This is a genomic window from Xanthovirga aplysinae (assembly GCF_009711365.1).
Taxonomy (GTDB): Bacteria; Bacteroidota; Bacteroidia; order Cytophagales; family Cyclobacteriaceae; genus Xanthovirga; species Xanthovirga aplysinae.
This window is the reverse complement of record NZ_SMMB01001018.1, coordinates 1-1213: the sequence shown is the minus strand read 5'-3', so window position 1 is coordinate 1213 and position 1213 is coordinate 1. Positions and strand designations below refer to the sequence as shown.

The window sequence follows — 1213 nt, the reverse complement described above, 5'->3', positions numbered from 1 at the left end:
TTTGATGGAAAAATTAATAAAAATCAATTAAAAGATTTAGTACAGCATCTCCATAATTTGTTGCAGGAATTGGCTGTGCCGATGGGGGAAAGGCAGGAAGTGACAAAGATGAAGCACTTCTTTAAATCCAATTATCCCCAAAAGACAAATGTAGATCTACTTACTTTTTATGAGGACTACTATAGGGAGTTTAAAAAACCTGAAGAAGAGTTTATTCGAAGACAAAAGGAGGAAAAGAAGGAAAAAGAAAAGGAAGGAAAAGGGGGTGAAGGTAACAGAAAGGAAAACTTGTTGAACTCAAAAAAATCTCCATTCTATGTTGAAACTTTAGAGCAACAAAGAGAGCGAATAGAAAAGTGGGAAGAGAAATTTAGTCAGGAACTCAAAATTTCCGAAAATATAGGGCAAGAAACGGTTCAAATAAACCTCGAAATGCTAAAGAGAATAAATGCGGCTCTTGATTTTAAGTCTGAAAAAAAGAAAAGAACAAGATCCCATGGAGCTTTTCTTCAGGTAATCGATAAGACTCCAGAGGGGAAACTAAATGCCGTAGTTAATGGAGCTTTTTCTGGATACGGAAAAATGTTAAGTCGTTTTTTACATATTTTTGATGAGAAAATTACCCAAGATACATGTGAAGCAAATAGATTGTTAATGAAGGAGGAAACATTGTTTTTGGAAAACAGTGATGCTTCCTACTTTAATGCAAACCTCCATCCTCCATTAATGCCTTACGAAATTTGGTCACCAGGAGCGCAAAATAGTTTGCCATCAGAAAAACAGTTGGCAGTTACTGATTTTGAAGTTAGGTATGATTCTTTATCGGATGAGTTGATTTTAGTTCATAAACCCACACAGAATCGGGCTTTTGTTTTTGATCTTTGTTTTCAAAGTCAAAGAGGAAGGTCTAAATTATTTCAATTATTGGATAATTTCACAGATGCAGCCTATTTGTCACCATATCTTCTTATTAATGCCATAAATAAATTTGTGGAAAAGGAGAATAAGAAGGGGAATTCCGCATCTATTAACATTTATCCTAGGGTAGTATTTGAGAATTCTTTAATTATACAGAGAAAAAGGTGGGAAATTGGTAAAGCGCACATGCCTCAAAAATTGCCTCAGGAAAGTGACTCGGCCTTTTTTTATGGGATAAAGAGGTGGAAGGATAGCTTTGGTATTCCCGATGAGGTCTTTGTGATATTAAATCCTA

1 protein-coding gene is annotated in these 1213 nt (G+C 35.0%); it reads left to right on the top strand.

Translation table 11 applies throughout. The features are described from left to right. On the top strand, nt 1–1213 hold a 1213-nt coding region (locus E1171_RS10525), incomplete at both ends, for a lantibiotic dehydratase (RefSeq protein ID WP_187696388.1).